Annotated in this window: 19 protein-coding genes; 15 read left to right on the top strand and 4 right to left on the bottom strand. The window is 64.2% G+C overall.

What is annotated here, in order from left to right:
- Window positions 1–6: 6 nt before the first annotated feature.
- Together ASD75_RS16410 and ASD75_RS16405 are read right to left on the bottom strand one after the other, a co-directional pair.
- Entirely contained in the window at window positions 7–1,074 is a 1,068-nt protein-coding gene (locus ASD75_RS16410) for a CoA ester lyase (RefSeq protein ID WP_156401039.1), read from the bottom strand.
- A gap of 20 nt (window positions 1,075–1,094) precedes the next feature.
- Window positions 1,095–2,081, bottom strand: coding sequence for a malate dehydrogenase (locus ASD75_RS16405; protein ID WP_056064888.1), 987 nt, complete (start codon window positions 2,079–2,081; stop codon window positions 1,095–1,097).
- A gap of 236 nt (window positions 2,082–2,317) precedes the next feature.
- Here ASD75_RS16405 and ASD75_RS16400 point away from each other — a divergent pair, with 236 nt between their 5' ends.
- The 11 genes from ASD75_RS16400 to ASD75_RS16350 all read left to right on the top strand — a co-directional run bounded on the left by ASD75_RS16400 (window position 2,318) and on the right by ASD75_RS16350 (window position 12,830).
- Window positions 2,318–3,106 carry a GntR family transcriptional regulator gene (locus tag ASD75_RS16400; RefSeq protein WP_056747017.1) on the top strand — a complete coding sequence of 263 codons (789 nt, stop codon included), beginning with the start codon at window positions 2,318–2,320 and terminating at the stop codon, window positions 3,104–3,106.
- Between the two features lie 133 nt (window positions 3,107–3,239).
- Window positions 3,240–3,674, top strand: coding sequence for a succinate dehydrogenase, cytochrome b556 subunit (gene sdhC, locus ASD75_RS16395; protein WP_056064896.1), 435 nt, complete (start codon window positions 3,240–3,242; stop codon window positions 3,672–3,674).
- A gap of 63 nt (window positions 3,675–3,737) precedes the next feature.
- A complete protein-coding gene (gene sdhD / locus ASD75_RS16390; RefSeq protein WP_015015055.1) occupies window positions 3,738–4,103 on the top strand; it encodes a succinate dehydrogenase, hydrophobic membrane anchor protein in 366 nt (121 codons plus the stop codon).
- 22 nt (window positions 4,104–4,125) lie between these two features.
- Window positions 4,126–5,934 (top strand): succinate dehydrogenase flavoprotein subunit, encoded by a 1,809-nt coding sequence (gene sdhA / locus ASD75_RS16385; protein ID WP_056747016.1) that lies wholly within the window; start codon window positions 4,126–4,128, stop codon window positions 5,932–5,934.
- Window positions 5,935–5,955: 21 nt separating this feature from the next.
- Window positions 5,956–6,660: a succinate dehydrogenase iron-sulfur subunit gene (locus ASD75_RS16380; protein WP_015015057.1), complete on the top strand. Its 705-nt coding sequence runs from the start codon at window positions 5,956–5,958 to the stop codon at window positions 6,658–6,660.
- A gap of 25 nt (window positions 6,661–6,685) precedes the next feature.
- Window positions 6,686–7,012: a succinate dehydrogenase assembly factor 2 gene (locus ASD75_RS16375; RefSeq protein ID WP_056747015.1), complete on the top strand. Its 327-nt coding sequence runs from the start codon at window positions 6,686–6,688 to the stop codon at window positions 7,010–7,012.
- Window positions 7,013–7,071: 59 nt separating this feature from the next.
- Entirely contained in the window at window positions 7,072–8,382 is a 1,311-nt protein-coding gene (locus ASD75_RS16370) for a citrate synthase (RefSeq protein ID WP_056064903.1), read from the top strand.
- A 218-nt stretch (window positions 8,383–8,600) separates the two neighbouring features.
- The gene (locus ASD75_RS16365) at window positions 8,601–8,867 is read left to right on the top strand and encodes a metal/formaldehyde-sensitive transcriptional repressor (protein ID WP_056064906.1); all 267 of its coding nucleotides are present in this window, start codon (window positions 8,601–8,603) and stop codon (window positions 8,865–8,867) included.
- Between the two features lie 46 nt (window positions 8,868–8,913).
- Window positions 8,914–10,029, top strand: a complete 1,116-nt coding sequence (locus ASD75_RS16360; RefSeq protein WP_056747014.1) for an S-(hydroxymethyl)glutathione dehydrogenase/class III alcohol dehydrogenase — start codon at window positions 8,914–8,916, stop codon at window positions 10,027–10,029.
- A gap of 173 nt (window positions 10,030–10,202) precedes the next feature.
- Window positions 10,203–11,075: an S-formylglutathione hydrolase gene (gene fghA, locus ASD75_RS16355; protein ID WP_056747013.1), complete on the top strand. Its 873-nt coding sequence runs from the start codon at window positions 10,203–10,205 to the stop codon at window positions 11,073–11,075.
- Window positions 11,076–11,111: 36 nt separating this feature from the next.
- Window positions 11,112–12,830 (top strand): phosphoethanolamine transferase, encoded by a 1,719-nt coding sequence (locus ASD75_RS16350; RefSeq protein ID WP_056747012.1) that lies wholly within the window; start codon window positions 11,112–11,114, stop codon window positions 12,828–12,830.
- 76 nt (window positions 12,831–12,906) lie between these two features.
- Here the strand turns inward: ASD75_RS16350 and ASD75_RS16345 are convergent, their stop codons facing one another.
- Window positions 12,907–13,941: an NAD(P)H-quinone oxidoreductase gene (locus ASD75_RS16345; protein WP_056747011.1), complete on the bottom strand. Its 1,035-nt coding sequence runs from the start codon at window positions 13,939–13,941 to the stop codon at window positions 12,907–12,909.
- 137 nt (window positions 13,942–14,078) lie between these two features.
- On the opposite strand from ASD75_RS16345, the gene ASD75_RS16340 reads away from it, so the two are divergent.
- The 3 genes from ASD75_RS16340 (at window position 14,079) to ASD75_RS16330 (ending at window position 16,562) form a co-directional block, all read left to right on the top strand.
- Entirely contained in the window at window positions 14,079–14,948 is an 870-nt protein-coding gene (locus ASD75_RS16340) for a LysR family transcriptional regulator (RefSeq protein ID WP_056747010.1), read from the top strand.
- Between the two features lie 100 nt (window positions 14,949–15,048).
- Window positions 15,049–15,336, top strand: a complete 288-nt coding sequence (locus tag ASD75_RS16335) for a GNAT family N-acetyltransferase (protein WP_056747009.1) — start codon at window positions 15,049–15,051, stop codon at window positions 15,334–15,336.
- Window positions 15,337–15,521: 185 nt separating this feature from the next.
- Window positions 15,522–16,562, top strand: a complete 1,041-nt coding sequence (locus ASD75_RS16330) for a DMT family transporter (protein WP_056747008.1) — start codon at window positions 15,522–15,524, stop codon at window positions 16,560–16,562.
- A 122-nt stretch (window positions 16,563–16,684) separates the two neighbouring features.
- Here the strand turns inward: ASD75_RS16330 and ASD75_RS16325 are convergent, their stop codons facing one another.
- Window positions 16,685–17,584, bottom strand: coding sequence for a LysR family transcriptional regulator (locus ASD75_RS16325; protein ID WP_056747007.1), 900 nt, complete (start codon window positions 17,582–17,584; stop codon window positions 16,685–16,687).
- An 89-nt stretch (window positions 17,585–17,673) separates the two neighbouring features.
- On the opposite strand from ASD75_RS16325, the gene ASD75_RS16320 reads away from it, so the two are divergent.
- Window positions 17,674–18,744, top strand: a complete 1,071-nt coding sequence (locus tag ASD75_RS16320) for a sodium-dependent bicarbonate transport family permease (protein ID WP_056747199.1) — start codon at window positions 17,674–17,676, stop codon at window positions 18,742–18,744.
- The last annotated feature ends 36 nt before the right edge of the window (window positions 18,745–18,780 follow it).

Below are 18,780 nucleotides of genomic sequence, written 5' to 3'. Positions count from 1 at the left end.
GGGTGTTCACGATGGAACGAGAGTCGATGCGTCAAACCAGTGACGCACCGCCAAGGGTAGTGCGCGCCCAGTGCTGTGGGCGCGCTCCAGAATCTGCCAATAAAAGCGGTAGCTGGCACGGTCATGCAATACCCCATCCACACTGATGGGTGCCCAGTCCTCCAAGGCTGCCGCCGAAATGATCCGGGCTGCGGTGTCGATATCGTCCTGCAGGGGCGCAAAGGCCTGCAGGATGGTGCGGATCTGCGCCGGATGGATGCTCCACATCCGTGTGTAGCCCAGCTCGCGCGATGCGCGGCCGGCAGCACCTTGCAGGGCTGCCATGTCCGAAAACTCAGTCACCACGCAATGGGACGGCACCTTGCCATGCGCGTGGCAGGCCGAGGCGATTTCGAGCTTGGCTCGCACCACCAACGGGTGCGTGAACTGCCCGGCAGAGGTCATGGCCTGCGCGGGAATGGCGCCTCCATGGGCGGACACAAAATCCATGAGGCCAAAACTCAGGCTCTGGACGCGGGGATGGGAAGCGATTTCAAACGCGCGCTGCACGGCAGCGGGGGACTCGATCAACACATGCAGAGGCACATGAGCCGCCGACGCGCGCTCCAACGCACGTTCAGCCATCAGCACATCATCCACCGACTCGACCTTGGGCACCATGAGATGGCACAGCCTGTGTCCTGCCTCGCCCGCAATGGTGGCGACATCATTGGCAAAAGCGGGGTGATCCACCGCATGAACACGAGCCGCTACCCGAGCCTCTGGAGCCGCAGCGGCTGCCAAGCGTGCCACCAGCGACGCATGCTGGGACTCCAGCCCGACGGGCGCGCCATCTTCACAATCGAGAGTGACATCAAAGACGCAGGTGCCAAATTCCTGCGTCATCTCTGCCTGCAATTGCAGGCTTTTACGCATGCGCACTTCCACGCCGCTGTAGTGGTCGCAGACTGGCAGAAAACCAGTCTGCGCCTGGGCGCCGAGCAACACATCGCGCGGATGGACGGACGCAACGCCCGGCCCCGGTACAGAGGCTTGGACGGCCCGAAGGCCCGATGCCAAAGGCGTCGGCTGCATCGCGTCGTTTACCAGCTTGATTACAGCAGGTGCTTGACGCCGTCTTGCTCGCCTTGCAGTTCGGCCAGCGTGATGTTGATACGCTCTTGCGAGAACGCGTCGATGTCCAGACCTTCAACAATCTTGTACTCGCCGTTTTCGCAGGTCACGGGGAAACCAAACATCGTGTCCTTGGGAATGCCGTATTCGCCGTTGGATGGAACACCCATGGTGACCCACTTGCCGTTGGTGCCCAGGGCCCAGTCGCGCATGTGGTCGATGGCTGCATTGGCTGCAGAGGCTGCCGACGACAGGCCACGGGCTTCAATGATGGCGGCGCCGCGCTTGCCAACGGTGGGCAGGAATGTGTTGGCGTTCCACTCCTGGTCGTTGATCATCTTGGCCACGCTTTCGCCCTTGATGGTGGCAAAACGGTAGTCAGCGTACATCGTGGGCGAGTGGTTGCCCCACACGGTCAGCTTTTCGATGTCGGCCACAGCCTTGCCGGTTTTGGCGGCGATCTGGCTGGCAGCGCGGTTGTGGTCCAGGCGCAGCATGGCCGTGAAGTTCTTGCGTGGCAGGTCAGGGGCCGACTTCATGGCGATGTAGGCATTGGTGTTGGCAGGGTTGCCCACCACCAGCACCTTCACGTCACGCGAAGCCACGGCATTCAGGGCCTTGCCTTGCGCCGTGAAGATGGCGCCGTTGACGGCCAGCAGTTCGGCACGCTCCATGCCAGGGCCACGTGGGCGCGAGCCGACCAGCAGTGCATAGTCGGCATCCTTGAAGGCCGTCATGGGATCGCTGTGGGCGGTCATTTCGACGAGCAGGGGGAAGGCACAGTCGTCCAGCTCCATCATCACGCCCTTGAGCGCCTTTTGAGGGCCTTCGACAGGGACTTCGAGCAATTGCAGAATGACCGGCTGGTCCTTGCCCAGCATTTCGCCGGAGGCGATACGGAACAGCAGTGCGTAACCGATTTGACCGGCGGCGCCGGTGACAGCAACGCGAACGGGCTTCTTGCTCATGGTGAAAACTCCAGGAAGTGAGGAAAACAGGTGTGAGTGCAACGCAAGCACCAGCGCCTGTCACCAGTAGCCCGTGCCCCGCAAAACAGCATTGGAGTTTACCCCTGATTGGACACCCCGGTCAATTTGTCTTATGTCTTATATAAGATATGATTGCACCCCGTTTGTCGTTCGATTGTCATGTGGCAACCGCACTGCCGCACCACAACACACGCACAACTTCCAGATCCCACACCATGTCATCGCTTCCGTTCGCAGCAGACAACCCCGCGCCCCCCCAGAGCGCAGCGGGAGCCGCCACGCCAGCGTTCAGCCCGCTGTACCAACAGATCAAGGGGCTGATCCTGCAAAGCCTGCAGCAGGGCGAATGGAAGCCTGGCGAGGCCATCCCAAGCGAAATGGAGCTGGCTGCACGTTTTCGCGTCAGCCAGGGCACCGTACGCAAGGCGATTGACGAACTGGCCGCAGAGAACCTGGTGATGCGCCGGCAGGGCAAAGGCACTTTTGTCGCCACCCACGCCGAGCAGCATGTGCAGTACCGATTTCTGAAGCTGTTGCCCGACACCGGAGACGCCCGCGTGGAAGGCCCTGCGCAGCGCCGCGTGATCGATTGCCGCCGCGTGCGGGCCAACGCCGATGTGGCCCGCGCACTAGCGCTGCGCAGCGGCGATGCCGTCATGCAGGCACGGCGCATCCTGTCGTTTGCAGGAGTGCCCACCATTTTGGAAGACATCTGGCTGCCCGGACAAGCCTTCAAAGGCCTGACGGCCGAGCAGCTCGCCAACTACCAGGGACCGACCTACGCCATGTTCGAACTCGACTTTGGCGTGCGCATGGTGCGGGCCGAAGAAAAAATCCGCGCCGTGCTGCCCGACGAGGAACAAGCCCAGCTGCTGCAAATCACACCTGTCACACCGCTGCTGAGCGTCGAGCGCATCGCTTACACCTACAACGATGTTCCCATGGAGTTACGCCGCGGGCTGTATCGCACCGATACCCACCACTACCGTAATGAATTGAGCTGACAGCAGGCTGGCACCCGAGCATTAACGTCGAAAATTTCAAGCCCGGCTAAACCCTTGTGTTGCGTTGCAATAGAATTTTGCGTTCTTTGCATCTTCAAATTACAAAGCAGTTACATCCACGAAAGCACCAGAAATGACAGAACTAGCCAAAAAACGGCCTGAATTCCGCAACATCAATGCCTTCAAGGACTTGACGACCTACCGCATGACACCTGCCGCGTGGGTTTCGATCTTGCACCGCGCCAGCGGACTGATCATGTTCCTGCTGCTGCCTTTCATCATCTGGATGTTCGACACCTCGGTGTCTTCCGAAATCTCGTTCGCCAAATTCTCGGCGGCCTTCAATATCGGCATCGGTTTTGTGCCCGGCTGGTTCATCAAGCTGGTCGCTTTGGCCCTGATCTGGGCCTACCTGCACCACTTCACTGCCGGCCTGCGCCACCTGTGGATGGACGTGAGCCACAGCGCCGTGAACAAGCAATTTGGCAAGAGCTCTGCCCTGACCGTTCTGGTCATCAGCATTGGGCTGGCCCTGGTGCTGGGCGCCAAGCTTTTCGGTCTGTACTGATTAACCCACAAAAACGGCGGTCGCTGCCAGCCAGCGCCTGTTGAAGAACGAGAGGAAATTTCCATGTCCGTCAATTACGGTTCCAAGCGCGTCGTCGTCGGCGCCCACTATGGCCTGCGCGACTGGCTCAGCCAGCGTGTCACGGCAGTCCTGATGGCACTGTTCACCCTGGCCCTGCTGGCCCAGGTCATCTTCTCCAAAGGCCCCATCGGCTACGACAAATGGGCGGGCATTTTCTCGGCCCAATGGATGAAGGTGCTGACCTTCTCCGTGATCGTCGCGATTGCCTGGCATGCATGGGTCGGCCTGCGCGAAGTCCTGATGGACTACATCAAGCCCGTGGGCCTGCGTCTGGCACTGCAAGTGTTCAGCATTGTCTGGCTGGTCAGCTGCGCCGGCTGGGGCATCCAGGTTCTGTGGCGTCTCTGATTCCCGCGATTGAAGGTACACAATGAGCTACACACAAGCCAACATCACCAAGCGCAAGTTCGACGTCATCATCATCGGAGCCGGCGGCTCCGGCATGCGGGCATCCCTGCAACTGGCCCGCGCGGGCCTGAACGTTGCGGTTCTCTCCAAGGTATTCCCCACCCGCTCGCACACCGTCGCTGCCCAGGGCGGCATCGGCGCGTCGCTGGGCAACATGTCCGAGGACAACTGGCACTACCACTTCTACGACACCATCAAGGGCTCGGACTGGCTCGGCGACCAGGATGCGATCGAGTTCATGTGCCGCGAAGCCCCCAAGGTCGTGTACGACCTGGAACACATGGGCATGCCCTTTGACCGCAACACCGACGGCACGATCTACCAGCGCCCCTTCGGCGGCCACACCGCCAACTATGGCGAAAAGCCCGTGCAACGCGCTTGCGCTGCAGCCGACCGCACCGGTCACGCCATGCTGCACACGCTGTATCAGCAAAACGTTAAGGCCCGCACCAACTTCTTCGTGGAGTGGATGGCCCTGGACCTGATCCGCGACGCCGACGGCGACGTGGTGGGCGTGACCGCGCTGGAGATGGAAACCGGCGATCTGCACATTCTTGAAGCCAAGACCACGCTGCTGGCCACCGGTGGCGCAGGCCGCATTTTTGCTGCCTCGACCAACGCCTTCATCAACACCGGTGACGGCCTGGGCATGGCTGCACGCGCCGGCATTCCGCTGGAAGACATGGAGTTCTGGCAGTTCCACCCCACCGGCGTGGCCGGCGCGGGCGTGCTGCTGACCGAAGGCTGCCGCGGTGAAGGCGCCATCCTGCTCAACAGCAACGGTGAGCGCTTCATGGAGCGCTATGCGCCTACCTTGAAGGACCTGGCACCGCGCGACTTCGTGTCCCGCTCGATGGACCAGGAAATCAAGGAAGGCCGTGGCTGTGGTCCCAACAAGGACTACGTGCTGCTCAAGCTGGACCACCTGGGCGCAGAAACCATCCACAAGCGCCTGCCCTCGGTGTACGAAATCGGCGTCAACTTCGCCAACGTGGACATCACCAAGGAACCGATCCCTGTGGTGCCCACCATCCACTACCAGATGGGCGGCATCCCCACCAACATCAATGGTCAGGTGGTGGTGCAGCAAGGCGGCAATGACAACCTCGTGGTCAACGGCCTGTACGCGGTGGGCGAATGCTCTTGCGTATCGGTGCACGGCGCCAACCGCTTGGGCACCAACTCGCTGCTGGACTTGCTGGTGTTCGGCCGCGCAGCCGGCAACCACATCGCTGAGTTCAACGACAAGAACAAGAACCACAAGCCCCTGCCCAAGGATGCGGCCGACCGCACCCTGGAGCGCCTCAACCGCCTGCAAGGCGCCAGCAGCGGCGAATATGCCCAGGACGTGGCCAACGACATCCGCGCCAGCATGCAACTGCACGCCGGTGTGTTCCGCACGCAAGCGAGCATGGACGAAGGCGTCAAGAAGATCGCCGAGCTGCGCAACCGTGTGAATAGCGTGGGCCTGAAGGACCACTCCAAGGTGTTCAACACCGCGCGCATCGAAGCGCTGGAAGTCGAGAACCTGATCGAAGCTGCGCAAGCCACGATGGTGTCTGCTGCTGCCCGCAAGGAATGCCGTGGTGCCCACACCGTGAGCGACTACGAGCGCCCCGCAGACGACCCAGTGGCACCACTGGGCCGCGACGATGCCAACTGGATGAAGCACACCCTGTGGCACAGCGAGAGCAACAGCCTGACCTACAAGCCCGTCAAACTCAAACCCCTGACCGTGGACTCAGTTCCGCCCAAGGTTCGCACGTTCTAAACGGATACAGGAGCACCCACCATGGCAAAACGCACCTTCCAAATCTACCGCTACGATCCTGACAAGGACGCCAAGCCCTACATGCAGACCGTCGAAGTCGAACTCGACGGCAGCGAACGCATGCTGCTGGACGCCCTGATGAAGCTCAAGGCGCAAGACCCCACCCTGTCGTTCCGTCGCTCCTGCCGCGAAGGTGTTTGTGGCTCGGACGCCATGAACATCAACGGCAAGAACGGCCTGGCCTGCCTGACCAACATGAACACGCTGCCCGGCACCGTGGTACTGAAGCCCCTGCCCGGCCTGCCAGTCATCCGCGACCTGATCGTGGACATGACGCAGTTCTTCAAGCAGTACAACTCCATCAAGCCGTACCTCGTCAACGACAACGTGCCGCCCGAAACCGAGCGCCTGCAGTCGCCTGAAGAGCGCGAAGAGCTGAACGGCCTGTACGAGTGCATTCTGTGCGCCAGCTGCTCCACCAGCTGCCCCAGTTTCTGGTGGAACCCCGACAAGTTCGTGGGCCCCGCCGGTCTGCTGCAGGCCTACCGCTTCATCGCCGACAGCCGCGACGAAGCCACCACGGAGCGCCTGGACAACCTGGAAGACCCGTACCGCCTGTTCCGCTGCCACACCATCATGAACTGCGTGGACGTGTGCCCCAAGGGTCTGAACCCCACCCGGGCCATCGGCAAGATCAAGGAATTGATGGTGCGCCGCGCCATCTGAGCGTGGTCCTGTCACATACTGGTCCATGCAAACGCTGTCCACCCCATCCATCGCGCCAGAGGCGGCCTCGCCGCTGCTGGACGAACGCGAGCTGAGCAAGCTGCACTGGCGCTGCCGGCGCGGCCTGCTGGAGAACGACTTGTTCATCGAGAAGTTCTTCCACCGCTTCGAATCGACGCTGACGCAGCGCCATGCGCAAGGCCTCAACGCGTTGATGGATCTGGCGGACAACGACCTGCTGGACCTGCTGCTGCGGCGGCGAGAGCCCTCGGGCGACCAAGACACACAAGAAGCGCGTGAAGTGCTCGGCATGCTGAGACAAAGCGGTGGCGCCACGGCAGTGCATGCCTGACACCCAGCCCTCGCACCAAGACCGGATTCGTATCGGCAACCTACCCAAGGAAAGTAACAATGAAGCTAGCTGACAACAAAGCCACCCTGTCGTTCAGTAACGGCAGCCCCAGCGTGGACCTGCCGGTCTATCAGGGCAGTATCGGCCCGGACGTCATCGACATCCGCAAGCTGTATGCGCAGACGGGCATGTTCACCTATGACCCGGGCTTCCTGTCCACAGCAGCCACCCAGTCGGCCATCACCTACATCGATGGCGACAAGGGCGAGTTGCTGTACCGCGGCTACCCCATTGAGCAGTTGGCTGAGAACTGCGACTTCCTGGAAACCTGCCACCTGCTGCTGTACGGCGATCTGCCCAACGCAGCACAAAAGACCGACTTCACCAGCCGCGTGACCAACCACACCATGGTCAACGAGCAGATGCAGTTCTTCCTGCGTGGCTTCCGCCGCGACGCGCACCCCATGGCTGTGCTGACCGGTCTGGTGGGTGCCCTGTCGGCCTTCTACCACGACAGCACGGACATCAACAATCCGCAGCACCGCGAGATCGCCGCGATCCGCCTGATCGCCAAGATGCCCACGCTGGTCGCAATGGCCTACAAGTACGGCATGGGCCAGCCCTACATGTACCCGCAGAACCACCTGAGCTACGCAGGCAACTTCCTGCGCATGATGTTCGGCACCCCCTGCGAAGAGTACAAGGTCAACCCCGTGCTGGAACGCGCGCTGGACCGCATCTTCATCCTGCACGCTGACCACGAGCAGAACGCCTCGACCTCCACCGTGCGCCTGTGCGGCTCGTCGGGCACCAACCCGTTCGCCGCCATCGCCGCGGGCGTGGCCTGCCTCTGGGGCCCTGCCCACGGCGGCGCCAACGAAGCTGCACTGAACATGCTGTACGACATCCAGGCCCAAGGCGGCGTGGAAAAGATCGGCGACTTCATCAAGCAGGTCAAGGACAAGAACTCCGGCGTCAAGCTGATGGGCTTTGGCCACCGCGTGTACAAGAACTACGACCCCCGCGCCAAGCTCATGCAAGAGACTTGCAATGAAGTGCTGGCCGAGCTGGGCCTGGAAAACGACCCGCTGTTCAAGCTGGCCAAGGAACTGGAAAAGATCGCCCTGGAAGACGACTACTTCGTGCAGCGCAAGCTCTACCCGAACGTGGACTTCTACTCCGGCATCGTGCAGCGCGCCATCGGCATCCCAGTGAACCTGTTCACCGGCATCTTCAGCCTGGCCCGCACCGTGGGCTGGATTGCCCAGCTGAACGAAATGATCGGCGACCCCGAGTACAAGATCGGCCGCCCCCGCCAGCTGTTCACAGGCTCCGTGCGCCGCGACGTGCCTCCCCTGGCCAGCCGCTGATCGGTGCGGCGCACTGCGCCGCTCCCGCACCCCACAAAGCCCGCAGGCAGTGCCTGCGGGCTTTTTTCATGGCTCATCGAGAGGGGTTCACTGCCAATTTTCGAATACTCCCCCTGAGTAATAGCCCTTTTAATGCCTGTAGCGCAATCAGCATATGTGCTTGTCTTTTATACTGCCACCCAGTACACCATAGTGAACGACCAGCCAGCCGCCTGCCCATGCCCCACACTGCCGAAGACAAACAACGCGCCATCACCCGGCTGCGCCGCATCAAGGGCCAGGCCGAGGCGCTGGAGCGCGCGGTGGAGGCAGGCAGTGACTGCGCCCCCATCCTGCAGCAGCTGGCGGCCATGCGTGGCGCCGTGCACGGACTGATGGCCGACCTGCTCGACAGCCACGTGCGCGAGACGCTGGCGGAAAAACCGGCCCCGTCCCAGCAAGCCATTGACGAAACGCTGGCGCTGCTTCGCTCCTACCTCAAATAGACCGCCCACCCGCATTCCCTACCCGATTGACCGAAAGGACCACCCCATGAAATCCCGTGCCGCCGTAGCCTTCAAAGCTGGAGAACCCCTGCAGATCGTCGAGATCGACGTCGCCCCGCCCAAAAAGGGCGAAGTGCTCATCAAGATCACCGACACCGGCGTGTGCCACACCGACGCCTTCACCCTGAGCGGTGACGACCCCGAAGGCTTGTTCCCCGTGGTGCTGGGCCATGAAGGCGCGGGCATCGTGGTGGAAGTGGGCGAAGGCGTGACCAGCGTGAAGCCGGGCGACCATGTGATCCCGCTGTACACCGCTGAATGTGGCGAGTGCCTGTTCTGCAAGAGCGGCAAGACCAACCTGTGCGTGAGCGTGCGCGCCACGCAGGGCAAGGGTGTGATGCCCGATGGCACCACGCGCTTCAGCTACAACGGCCAGCCCATCTACCACTACATGGGCTGCAGCACGTTCAGCGAATACACCGTGGTGGCCGAGGTCTCGCTCGCCAAGGTCAATCCCAACGCCAACCCCGAGCAGGTCTGCCTGCTGGGCTGCGGCGTGACCACGGGCCTGGGCGCCGTCAAGAACACCGCCAAGGTGCAAGAGGGCGACACGGTGGCCGTGTTTGGCCTGGGCGGCATTGGCCTGGCCGTGATCCAGGGCGCCAAGCTGGCCAAGGCCGGGCGCATCATCGCCATCGACACCAATCCCTCCAAGTTCGACCTGGCCCGCACCTTTGGCGCCACCGACTGCGTGAATCCCAAGGACTTCGACAAGCCGATCCAGCAGGTCATCGTGGAGATGACGACCTGGGGCGTGGACCACAGCTTTGAGTGCATTGGCAACGTGAACGTGATGCGCGCGGCACTGGAATGCGCGCACCGGGGCTGGGGCCAGTCGGTCATCATCGGCGTGGCAGGCGCGGGGCAAGAGATCAGCGCCCGCCCCTTCCAGCTCGTCACCGGCCGCAAGTGGCTGGGCACGGCGTTTGGCGGCGTCAAGGGCCGCAGCGAGCTGCCCGGCATGGTCGAAGACGCAATGGCCGGCAAGATCCAGCTCGCGCCCTTTGTGACCCACACCATGGGCCTCAAGGACATCAACGAGGCGTTTGACCTGATGCACGAAGGCAAGTCCATCCGCTCGGTCGTCAAGTACGCTGCTTAACCCTGCACAGCGCCAGCGCCCACAGCCCCTGAGACCACAGGGCACTCTGGGTGCTGGCCCTGGCGGGCCATGACAAACGGCCTGGAGCCGGTTTTTAGGCTCCCTACCCGCGAAAACTGCCTCAAGCGCTACGAAATATTGCCTGAGCAGCTATCAATTCAAGAGCAAACACCATGACCACTCCCCTGGACCTGCTCAGCCAGCACGCCTGCTTTGGCGGCGAGCAGCGTTTTTACCAGCACACCTCCACCACCATCGGCCTGCCGATGAAGTTCTCGGTGTACCTGCCCCCCCAGGCACAACAGGGCCCTGTGCCCGCCGTGTTGTACCTGGCCGGGCTGACCTGCACCGAGGAGACCTTTGCCATCAAGGCCGGAGCCCAGCGCCTGGCCGCCGAACTGGGCCTGGCCCTGATCGCGCCCGACACCAGCCCGCGCGGCGAGGCCGTGTTGGCCCTGCCCGGCGCCACGGCCAGCTGGGACTTTGGCGTGGGCGCGGGCTTCTACCTCGACGCTACGCAGAGCCCCTGGAACACGCACTGGCGCATGGAGAGCTACCTGCTGCAAGAGCTGCTGCCCCTGGTGGGCCAGCACCTGCCCATCGACGGGCAGCGCCTGGGCATCTTCGGCCACAGCATGGGCGGCCATGGCGCTCTCACGCTGGCCCTGCGCCACCCCGGCCGCTTCAAGACGGTGTCGGCCTTTGCGCCCATCTGCGCGCCCACCCAGTGCCCCTGGGGCGAAAAGGCCTTCACCGGTTACCTGGGCCCCGACCGCACCACCTGGCTGGAGCACGATGCCACGGTGCTGATGCAGCACCAGCCCATCGCGCCCTACCCGGCAGGTATCCTCATCGACCAGGGGTTGGACGACAAATTCCTGGCCGACCAGTTGCACCCCCACCTGTTCGAGGCCGCGTGCCAGGCCATCGGCCAGCCGCTCACGCTGCGCCGGCACACGGGTTACGACCACGGCTACTACTTTGTGCAGAGCTTTGTGGGCGACCATTTGGCCCACCATGCGCGGGGTCTTGGCGCCGGACATTAATGCGCGCTTAAGCAACTGGCAGCACACTAGCGGGCTATGCTTTTGTCCCTGCGGCGCCTGCTGCCCTTTGCCTCGGCTTCACGCTCGGAGCCTCCCTCCGCCTCCCCTGCACCCCGCCCCCTGCACCCCGCATGGGTGGTGGTGCTGGTCAGCACCTGGCTGGCCACGGCCTGCAACGTTCCGCTGTGGCAAGAGGTGGCCCAGCTGCCCGGCCAGGGCAGCCTGCGTGGCTGGGGCTTTGCGCTGGCATTTGCGCTCATCGTCGCAGCGGGCAACGCCGCGCTGCTGAGCCTGCTGGCCTGGCGCTGGACGCTCAAGCCCGCCGTGCTGGTGCTGGTGCTGATGGCCGCGTTTGGCGCGTACTTCATGCTGGCCTACGGCATCGCCATCGACGCCAGCATGCTGGTCAACGTGATGCAGACAGACGTGAAGGAAGCAGGCGACCTGCTCAACCTGCGCATGCTGGGCACCGTGCTCATCCTGGCCGTGCCGCCCCTGTTGTGGCTGTACCGCCGCCCCGTGCAGCGCCTGACCGCGTTGCGCCATGTGGCGCACAACGGCCTGCTGCTGGCAGGCTCCATCGCCGTCATCGTGGTGTGCCTGCTGCTGGTGTTCCAGGACTTTGCATCGACCATGCGCAACCACACCAAGCTGCGCTACCTGATCAACCCGCTCAACAGCGTGTACGCGCTGGGCAACATTGCCACCAAGCCCCTGCGCATGGACACCAGCAAGATCCTGCCCCTGGGCCGTGACGCCCAGCTGGGCGCCAGCTACGCCAGCCAGGCCAAGCCCCCGCTGCTGGTGCTGGTGCTGGGCGAGACGGGCCGCAGCGGCAACTTTGGCCTGAACGGCTATGAGCGCGACACCACCCCCCGCCTGTCGGCCCGCAAGGACCTGGTGAGTGCTCGCAACGCCTGGTCCTGCGGCACCAGCACCGCCGCGTCGGTGCCCTGCATGTATTCGCACCTGGGCCGCACAGGCTACGAAGGCCGCTCGGCCAACTACGAAAGCCTGATCGACGTGCTGCACCACGCCGGCCTGGCGGTGCTGTGGGTGGACAACCAGTCGGGCTGCAAGGGCGTGTGCGACCGCGTGGGCGAGACCATCACCAGCACCCAGAAAGACCCCGCGCTGTGCGCTGGCGGCGAGTGCCTGGACCGCGTGATGCTCAAGGACCTGGACGCCCAGATCGCCGCCCTGCCCGCCGAGCAGCGCCAGCGTGGCACCGTGGTGGTGATGCACCAGATGGGCAGCCACGGCCCCGCGTACTACAAGCGTTCCGCGCCCGAGAACAAGAAGTTTGGCCCCGAATGCACCTCCACTGCCTTGCAGGAATGCCAGCGCGAGCAGGTGGTCAACGCCTACGACAACAGCATCGTCGAGACCGACCATTTCCTCGATTCAGTGCTCCAGTGGCTGGGAGCGCAGGAAAAACATGCCCAGACAGCTATGATTTACGTAGCAGACCATGGCGAGTCGCTGGGCGAGAACAACATCTACCTGCACGGCCTGCCCTACTCCATTGCCCCCGACGTGCAAAAACACGTGCCCTGGATCACCTGGCTGTCACCCACCATGCAGGCGCGCACCCACCTCGCCACGGGCTGCCTGCAGCAAGACCTGGGCGAGCGACGCATCACGCACGACCACTACTTCCACTCGGTACTGGGCCTGATGGATGTGAAGACCGAGGCGTACAACACCGAGCTGGACATGTTCGCCGCGTGCCGCAAGCCCGCCGCGGCGGGCTGAGGCGGACCGAAGCGGGGCCAGGCGGACGGCCCCGGCAGCCCTGTGCCACAAAGGTGTGGCGCAGGGCGCAGCCAGCTCAGCTCCCTTGGGGCAACAACAGAATCTTGCCGATGCTGGCGCCAGACTCCATGCGCCGATGGGCCTGTGCAGCATCGGCCAGTGCAAATGTGCTGTCGATCACCGGCCGGATCACTCCAGCGGCCAAGGCTGGCAGCCACTGCTGGGCAAACCGCTGCACCATGGCCTGCTTGACCTCGGGCGGGCGGGACTTCATCACGGTGCCAAAAATCTGCAGGTGGCGGTACAGCAGCACATCCATGGGCAGCTCCGCACCCTGCGCACCGCCCAGCAGCCCCACCGACACCAGGCGTCCGCCGTCGGCCAGCGACCGCACGTTGCGCTGCAGGTATGGAGCCCCGACGAAGTCGATCACCACATCCACGCCCCGGCCCTGGGTGGCCTGTTCCACCACTGTCTGAAAGTCTTCGCTGCGGTAGTCGATGAACACATCGGCCCCGCAGCCCAGCACGGCGCCGCGCTTGTCGCCCCCCGCCGTGGCAAACACGCGCGCACCCGCCGCATGGGCCAGCTGCACGGCGGCTGACCCCACGCCGCCCGCCGCCGCATGGATCAGCACCGACTCGCCCGCGTGCAAGCGCGCCAGGTGGAACAGCGCCTCGTGCGCGGTCACGAACACCTCGGCCACGGCGCCAGCGGCTACCAAGTCCATGCCCGCAGGCACCGGCATGGCCATGCGGTGGTCGATGCGCGACAGCTCGGCGTAGGCCCCGCCGCCCACGATGCCCATCACGCGGTCGCCCACGGCAAAGCCTTGCACCTCGGGCCCCATGGCGACCACCGTGCCCGCAATCTCCAGCCCCATGGTGTCGGCATCGCCAAAGTAGGCGCGGCCATAGGCCCCTTTGCGGTGCAGCAGGTCGGCCCGGTTGACGCCTATGGCGGCGTTGCGCACCAGCAGGTCGTGCGGGCGCACCTCGGGGACAGGGATCTCGCGCGCCACCAGCACTTCCGGGCCGCCGAAGTCATCGAACACGACGGCTCGCATGGTGCGTTGGGGGTTTGCAGGTTGTTCGGCCGCTGGTGTGGACATGGGTGTTGCTCCTCAAGCAATGGTTTCAGTGCCTTGAAGGATAGGGCGCCACGCAGTGATTTAAACGCAGCAATTTCGCTCTACAGCGATGCAAATTTGCATCACACTCACCCATCATCCGCAACCTCCATACGGCCATGAACTGGGACGACACCCGCATCTTTCTTGCCCTCACCCGCGCGCCCTCCTTGCGCGCCGCCGCGCGCAGCCTGGGCGTGGACCAGGCCACCGTCGGGCGGCGGCTGAACGCGCTGGAGGCCGAACTGGGCGCCAAGCTCTTCCTGCGTGCCAAGGACGGCTACCTGCTCACCGCTGCAGGCGAGACAGCGCTTGCCGCGGCCCGCCGCATGGAAAGCGCGGCCCTGGACCTGCGCACCCGCATCGAGGGCCAGGACACCAGCCCTGGCGGCCTGGTGCGTGTGACCAGCACTGACTCGATCGCCATCGACCTGCTGATGCCCGCCATTGAGCGCCTGCAGCAGCACTGGCCCCACATCCGCGTGGACCTGGAGGTGTCCACCCAGTTGCTCAGCCTCAGCCGCCGCCAGGTGGACATCGCTTTCCGCAACGTCCGGCCCGAGGCGCCCGACCTCGTGGTGCGCCGCGTGGTGTCGTGGCCTGTGGGCCTGTTCGCCAGTGCGGGCTACGTTGAGCGTTTTGGCATGCCGGTGCCAGAGGACGAACTGCGCGGCCACCACCTGGTGGCCTACGCGCCTTACCTGGAGCAAAGCCCGTTTCTGACCATGGCGGGCGTGCCTGCGCGCCAGGCCCGGATTGCGCTGGCCGTGCGCTCCAGCCTGTTGGTGCGCAAGGGCGTGGCGGCGGGCATTGGCCTGGGTGAAATGCCGGTGTGGATGGGGGCGCGCGAAGGCCTGGTGCGCATCTGGCCCGAGCGCCGCCGGGCGACCGACTACGAGGTCTGGCAAGTCATGCACCCCGACCTGCAACGCACGGCCCGGGTGCGCGCCACCGCAGAGTTTCTGTCCGAGGCATTCCAAGTCCAGTAGGCGCCGCAAGCCGATGGAGCCCGCCCCGCCGGGCCGGGCCCCCACTGCAGCACAGGATGCACCATACTCTGACGCAGACCCATACCCCTTGCGCCCCAACATGCCACACACCATTCACCACCAGGAACAGGACGCCAAAGGTGCGTTCTACATCGAGCGCAATGGCCAGCGCCTGGCCGAGATGACCTACAGCCGCACCAACGCCACGATGATCATCGTGGACCACACCGAGGTGGACCCATCGCTCGGCGGCCAGGGTGTGGGGCGCGCGCTGCTCGACGCACTGGTTCAATGGGCCAGGGCCACAGGCACCAAGGTGGTCCCGCTGTGCCCGTTTGCCAAGGCGCAGTTCGACAAGGACGTGTCTTTGCGGGACGTGCTGGTGTAAACAGGCCCGCTGACAGCGGTACCCGCCCGAGGCGGTCCATTGCTGGTCACTGCGGGTCATGGCAAAGAAAGCCCTTGCCCGTGGATGGGCGGCGCAACCCGCGCGCATCGGTGGTGGAGTGACTCCAGCCCTGTCGGCCCGCAGCCGCTGAAGACGCCAGGCGCCTTCAGGTAGAAGATTCCGCCATGAATCAAAGCGTCATTTACGCCCTGGGCGCCGCGGTGCTCTTTGGCGCCAGCACCCCTTTTGCCAAGCTGCTGACGGGCGACCTGCCACCGGTGCTGCTGGCAGGCCTTCTGTATCTGGGCAGCGGCCTGGGACTGGCCCTGGTGCGTGTGGTCCGCGATGGCGGGCTCAAGCCCTCTGGCATTCCCTTGAATGAATGGCCCTGGCTCCTGGGCGCCGTGCTGTTTGGAGGCGTGATGGGGCCGGTGGCGCTGATGCTGGGACTGCACTCCACCAGCGGCGCCACGGCTTCGCTCTTGTTGAATCTGGAAGCGGTGCTGACCGCAGTCATTGCCTGGTGGGTGTTCAAAGAAAACGCCGACCGGCGCATCGTGGGGGGCATGCTTGCCATCGTGGCGGGAGGCATTGCCCTGGGCTGGCAGACCGGCTCTCCGTGGCAACCTGGCGGCACGGGCTCCTGGCTGGTGGGCCTGGCCTGCTTGTGCTGGGCCATCGACAACAACCTCACACGCAAGGTTTCTGCCTCCGACGCGCTCTTTGTTGCCAGCATCAAGGGCCTGATCGCGGGGTCGGTCAACACCATGCTGGCCATCAGCATGGGCGCCGCCTGGCCTTCATGGGCCACACTGTCTGCAACGATGGCTGTCGGCCTTTTGGGATACGGACTGAGCCTTGTGCTGTTTGTACTGGCATTGCGCGGACTCGGCACAGCCCGCACGGGAGCCTACTTCTCCACCGCGCCCTTCATGGGGGTGGTTGTGTCCTTGTCGGTGTTCTCGGAACCAACGTCATGGGTGTTCTGGATGGCCGCTGCGCTGATGGGCCTGGGGGTGTGGTTGCACCTCACGGAACACCACAGCCATGAGCACCAACACGAAGCGCTGGAACACGAGCACGAACACGAACATGACGAGCACCACCAGCACGCGCATGGCGTAGAGCATCGCGGCAGCGGCAAACACAGCCACCGACACACGCACCTGCCACTGAAGCACACGCATCCGCACTACCCGGACATCCACCATCGGCATGTCCATTGAGACCGAACACCCGCTTGTGGCGGCGCCGTCCCTTTGCAGGCAGCACGGCATTCGGCGTTAAGCGCCCTCCCCTACAGTCATCACCAAGGCCGCCGCAGTCGGCGAGCCCGCAGGGTGCGCAATCACCGCAGCGCCATCCAGCCCTCCACCTCCCCCACCAAATGCGCCCGGAACACCTCGGCAATCGGTGACAGCTGCTTGCCCTTGGGCCAGACCAGGTGCCACTGCGACTGGATGGGAAAGCCCTGCACGTTGAGCACGGCAAGCCCCTCGTGGTGCGGGCCCAGGGCGTGGTGAGAGACGATGGAAACGCCCAGCTGGCCCTCCACCGACTCCTTGATGGCCTCGTTGCTGCCCAGCTCCAGCAATGCGCTGGGCGCAAAACCCAGTTGGCGCAGGTGGGCGTCAGTGGCCATGCGGGTGCCGGAGCCTTTTTCGCGCAGGATGAAACGCTCCGTCTGCAATTGCGCGAGCTTGATGCGCTTTCTGGCGGCCAAGGGGTGGCCTGCGGGGGCGATGACAACCAGCGGATTCGGCATGAGGATCTGGTCCTCCAGCGGCAAATCCGCAGGCGGCATGGACATGACGTAGAGGTCGTCCAGATTGCTGCGCAGGCGGGTGATGACGTGGTCGCGGTTGAGTACCTCCAGCGAGATATCGATCTGCGGGTGCAGCTTGCAGAAGCTGCCCAGCAGGCGGGGCACAAAGTATTTGGCGGTGCTGACCACGGCGACCTTGAGGCGCCCGCTGGTGAGGCCCTTGGCGCCCGACACACGCTGCTCGAACGCATCCCACTCGCCCGCAATGGCACGCGCAGTGCGGGCCAGGGCCTGTCCCGCCTCGGTCAGGTGTACACGGCGTGAGACCACCTCGTACAGCGGCAGGCCCACGGCCTGGGTCACCTCACGCAACTGCATGGAGGCCGTGGGCTGCGTGACATGCATGACCTTGGCGGCGGCGCTGACGCTGCCCGTCTCGGCCAGTGCCAGGAACAGCCGCAGCTGGCGAAAGGTAATGTTCATAGATTTTTATCTATAGATAACCGCGTTCGAATCGATTTTACTTTGCAGCCACACATCCCTAGCATCGGCCCCCAACAAGGAGTTGAATGATGCAAAGCTTGCTGGACCCCGCGATTTTGTTTTTTGCCCTGGGAGTGTTTGCGGGCCTGGTCCGATCCAACCTGGAGATGCCGGCGGCGATCTCGAAGTTCTTGTCCATCTACCTGCTGATGGCGCTGGGCCTCAAGGGCGGGTTTGCCTTGGCGGCTTCAGGCCTGACACCCAGTGTGGCCAGCAGTCTGGGGCTGGCGGTGCTGCTGGCCGTGGTGGTGCCGCTGGTGGGCTATGCGCTGCTGCGGCGGGTGCTGTCGGGCTTCAACGCGGCGGCGGTCGCAGCCACCTACGGATCGGTCAGCGCCGTGACCTTTGTGACGGCCACGCAGTACCTGGAGTCACAGCACATTGCCTACGGCGGCTACATGGCGGCAGCCATGGCGCTGATGGAGTCGCCCGCCATCATCCTGGCGGTGATGCTGGCCAATGCGATGCGGCAGCGGCAGTCGGTGGCAGTCACCGCCCCAAGCCCCCTCCTGCGCGTGCCACCGGTGGTCGCCATGGCGTCGGCAGGGGGCCCCGCACTGGGTGGCGCAAGCGCAGGCGGCGCACCAGGCAAGCCGGGGCCTCACCTGTCGGTGGGCAAGATCCTGCACGAGTCGTTCACCGACGGCACCCAGTTGCTGCTGCTGGGCGCCATGGTGATCGGCATGGTGACTGGCGATGCCGGCAAGGCGGCCATGCAGCCGTTCTCGGGCGATCTGTTCAAGGGCATGCTGTGCCTGTTCTTGCTGGACATGGGCCTGTCCACGGCTCGCAACCTGCCTGCGGTGCGCAAGCAGTCGCCATGGCTGCTGGCTTACGCGGTGCTGGGGCCGCTGACGCACGCCAGCCTGGCCCTGGCGCTGGCCTGGCTGCTGCAGGTGCCCACGGGGGACGCCGTGCTGCTCATGGTGCTGGCCGCCAGCGCGTCCTACATCGCGGTGCCTGCCGTGGTGCGCTATGCCATCCCCGAAGCCGACCCGTCGCTGTACGTGAGCCTCTCGCTGGGGGTGACGTTTCCGCTGAACATCCTGGTGGGTATTCCGCTGTACACCCAGATAGTGCAGCGGGTGTGGGGGGGCTGACGAGGCAACGCATTGCGGCCTGCGGCGCGCAGTGCA

The sequence above is a fragment of the Acidovorax sp. Root568 genome (assembly GCF_001427445.1).
Taxonomy (GTDB): Bacteria; Pseudomonadota; Gammaproteobacteria; order Burkholderiales; family Burkholderiaceae_C; genus Acidovorax; species Acidovorax delafieldii.
Note: the sequence above shows the minus strand (reverse complement) of the source record. Positions and strands in the feature narration are given on the sequence as shown.

Excerpts from the sequence above, each read along its gene's own strand:
- ASD75_RS16330 (WP_056747008.1), top strand. The coding sequence starts at position 15,522 with ATGAATCAAAGCGTCATTTACGCCCTGGGCGCCGCGGTGCTCTTTGGC.
- ASD75_RS16380 (WP_015015057.1), top strand. The coding sequence starts at position 5,956 with ATGGCAAAACGCACCTTCCAAATCTACCGCTACGATCCTGACAAGGAC.
- ASD75_RS16410 (WP_156401039.1), bottom strand. The coding sequence starts at position 1,074 with ATGCAGCCGACGCCTTTGGCATCGGGCCTTCGGGCCGTCCAAGCCTCT.
- fghA (WP_056747013.1), top strand. The coding sequence starts at position 10,203 with ATGACCACTCCCCTGGACCTGCTCAGCCAGCACGCCTGCTTTGGCGGC.
- ASD75_RS16320 (WP_056747199.1), top strand. The coding sequence starts at position 17,674 with ATGCAAAGCTTGCTGGACCCCGCGATTTTGTTTTTTGCCCTGGGAGTG.
- ASD75_RS16365 (WP_056064906.1), top strand. The coding sequence starts at position 8,601 with ATGCCCCACACTGCCGAAGACAAACAACGCGCCATCACCCGGCTGCGC.
- ASD75_RS16360 (WP_056747014.1), top strand. The coding sequence starts at position 8,914 with ATGAAATCCCGTGCCGCCGTAGCCTTCAAAGCTGGAGAACCCCTGCAG.
- ASD75_RS16325 (WP_056747007.1), bottom strand. The coding sequence starts at position 17,584 with ATGAACATTACCTTTCGCCAGCTGCGGCTGTTCCTGGCACTGGCCGAG.
- ASD75_RS16340 (WP_056747010.1), top strand. The coding sequence starts at position 14,079 with ATGAACTGGGACGACACCCGCATCTTTCTTGCCCTCACCCGCGCGCCC.
- sdhA (WP_056747016.1), top strand. The coding sequence starts at position 4,126 with ATGAGCTACACACAAGCCAACATCACCAAGCGCAAGTTCGACGTCATC.
- ASD75_RS16335 (WP_056747009.1), top strand. The coding sequence starts at position 15,049 with ATGCCACACACCATTCACCACCAGGAACAGGACGCCAAAGGTGCGTTC.
- ASD75_RS16400 (WP_056747017.1), top strand. The coding sequence starts at position 2,318 with ATGTCATCGCTTCCGTTCGCAGCAGACAACCCCGCGCCCCCCCAGAGC.
- sdhD (WP_015015055.1), top strand. The coding sequence starts at position 3,738 with ATGTCCGTCAATTACGGTTCCAAGCGCGTCGTCGTCGGCGCCCACTAT.
- ASD75_RS16350 (WP_056747012.1), top strand. The coding sequence starts at position 11,112 with ATGCTTTTGTCCCTGCGGCGCCTGCTGCCCTTTGCCTCGGCTTCACGC.
- ASD75_RS16345 (WP_056747011.1), bottom strand. The coding sequence starts at position 13,941 with ATGTCCACACCAGCGGCCGAACAACCTGCAAACCCCCAACGCACCATG.
- sdhC (WP_056064896.1), top strand. The coding sequence starts at position 3,240 with ATGACAGAACTAGCCAAAAAACGGCCTGAATTCCGCAACATCAATGCC.
- ASD75_RS16375 (WP_056747015.1), top strand. The coding sequence starts at position 6,686 with ATGCAAACGCTGTCCACCCCATCCATCGCGCCAGAGGCGGCCTCGCCG.
- ASD75_RS16370 (WP_056064903.1), top strand. The coding sequence starts at position 7,072 with ATGAAGCTAGCTGACAACAAAGCCACCCTGTCGTTCAGTAACGGCAGC.
- ASD75_RS16405 (WP_056064888.1), bottom strand. The coding sequence starts at position 2,081 with ATGAGCAAGAAGCCCGTTCGCGTTGCTGTCACCGGCGCCGCCGGTCAA.